This window comes from Brachyspira catarrhinii, from assembly GCF_005518285.1.
GTDB classification, from domain to species: domain Bacteria; phylum Spirochaetota; class Brachyspiria; order Brachyspirales; family Brachyspiraceae; genus Brachyspira; species Brachyspira catarrhinii.
This window is the reverse complement of the sequence record NZ_SJDU01000374.1, coordinates 1-2,161: the sequence shown is the minus strand read 5'-3', so window position 1 is coordinate 2,161 and position 2,161 is coordinate 1. Positions and strand designations below refer to the sequence as shown.

General features: G+C 35.9%; 2 protein-coding genes. One reads left to right on the top strand and one right to left on the bottom strand.

Going from position 1 to position 2,161, the window contains the following annotated elements; all coding sequences use genetic code 11:
- The first annotated feature begins 265 nt into the window (after nucleotides 1-265).
- On the top strand, nucleotides 266-445 hold the full coding sequence (locus EZH24_RS10630) for a hypothetical protein (protein WP_137999099.1): 180 nt from the start codon (nucleotides 266-268) through the stop codon (nucleotides 443-445).
- Between the two features lie 33 nt (nucleotides 446-478).
- Here the strand turns inward: EZH24_RS10630 and flgK are convergent.
- Nucleotides 479-2,161, bottom strand: a 1,683-nt coding sequence (gene flgK, locus EZH24_RS10625) for a flagellar hook-associated protein FlgK (protein WP_137999098.1), incomplete at its 5' end; no start/stop codon positions are given.

Below are 2,161 nucleotides of genomic sequence, written 5' to 3'. Positions count from 1 at the left end.
ATAATTTACACTATTTTTAGAATAAAACCGAGTTCTTTATCTTAATTGATTAAAGACTCGGTTTTTTATTTTTGGATTGCTTCAAATTTTTAAAATATTCGCAATGACGGGAAAAATATTCGTCATTGCGAGGCTATTCATAGCCGAAGCAATCTACACAAAATAGACTGCCAAGCTCACGCTCGCAATAAATATTATAGATAAATATTGACATTATAATATTAAATCATATAATAAAATTACAATTAATTGAAAGGTGTTAAAAATGGGTTTATTTAAATGGCAAGAAGATATAAACGATATGTTTAATAATCCTCAAAAGCGGGCTATGTTGGAAGAGGGAATCAAATTATTAAACGAAATCAATAATAATCAAAAAGAAATATTGAAAGAGTTAAAAGAGATTAACGAGACGCTAAATGCAAATAAAAAAGCGACATCCTAAAAATAGAATATCGCCTTACTAATTTATATAAACTCACACACCCATTCTATTTATAACCACATCGAGCAGTTGGTCCATAACGCTAACGACTCGAGCGGACGCGTTATAGCCATGCTGATACATAGCCATTTGAGCGATTTCTTCGTCCAAATTTACGCCAGATACGGATTGCCTTAATTTTTCAAGATATTCCATCACTATGGCTTGTTTTTCGGTTTCGGCGTTTGCAGTTTCCGTTCTACCCGCTATTCTCGCTATGCTTCCAGTGTAGAAATCGTTAAATGTAGATTTGCTTTCAACCATAATCTCTTTGCTTTTCAAATTAGCTATAGCCAAAGCGTTCGAGCCGTCTCCGATTCCGTTCCATTTATCGTTAAAACCGTTTCCTGTCGTGTCTATTCCTTTTGAAGCCGCTATATAATTAATATCGTTTCTAATTATATCGTTAACTTGAATAGAGGAGGCGGGATGTCTATAAGGAGTGACGGTGAAATTTCTAAAATCTCCCGCAAGCTGATTAACCTGATTTACTTGATTCCAATCGTAAGCGCCAGCCTCTCCCGATTGATTCAATACCCCCGTTATTCCTACTAAAAAATCTCCCGAATCTTCAATATGTTTTATGAAATAAGAAGGACGCATATAATCGTCAAAACCTTTCGCTTTAAGAACGAGTCTATTTTTATCGTCCAAATATGCCGAAACATTCGCCTCGCTCGAATTGATTTTATCTATCAAATCTTTAACTTTCATTTGCGCGGTATAATCTATCGCCACATTTACGCCCTCTCTCGCTTTATTTCCAAAAATCAATGTTCCAGCGCTTCCTATACTATCGTTTAAATCGATTGAATTGATTCCGCTAACCTTAAACATTACGCTTGCGTCTTCGTTTCCATCGTTATTCGTGTCGAAATTGCCGATAACGGAAGGAGTATTTTTTGTCATAGTAAAGAAATCTATTCCCGTCTCTTGATTTAATCCGAATCCGCTTCTATGAATTTCATTAACCGAATCGGCTAAATTCATAGCCAATGTATCCAAATCGTTTATAGCCTGCACCGTATCAATATCTCTCATTTCAATCAAGGCTTTCAATTCGCCTCCGCCAAGATTAACTTGAACATGGTCTTTCTCCCAATAAATATCGAACATTCCTTCATTGCTTGCGCTTCTCTCCAAAGCCAACTTGCTTACGATATTTCCTTGAATCAAAGCTCGACTTCCTATATAAATCATAGTTTCGTCAGAGTCTACAGATTTTATATCGACATTTGCGATAGAGGATAATTCGTCCAAAAGCAAATCTCTTCTGTCAAGCAAATCGTTAGGGTTTTGTCCCAACGCCTGCTGTTTGACTATTTCTACATTCAAATCTTTTATTGAATTTGCTATATCGTTTATTCTATTAACTTTGCTTTCGATAAGATTATTCAAATTGCCGCGCATTCCGTTCATTTGCTCGAACATATAATTTAAAGAAGAATTGATTCTGTCGGCTCTTTCAACCAAAACTAATCTCGTTCCTCTTTCGGCTGGATTAACCGCCATCTCTTGCCAAGCGTCCCAAAAAGCGTCCAAATCGTTTCTCAAATTATAACCGCTCGGCTCATTATAAACCGCTTCAAGTTGTTTAAGATATTCGTATTTAGTTTTCCAATAACCGTCCTGCCCAAGTTCCGTCATAATTTTTGAATCTATAAATTCGTCTCTTAT

Coding starts and splice junctions, on each gene's coding strand:
- EZH24_RS10630 (WP_137999099.1), top strand. CDS start 266: ATGGGTTTATTTAAATGGCAAGAAGATATAAACGATATGTTTAATAAT.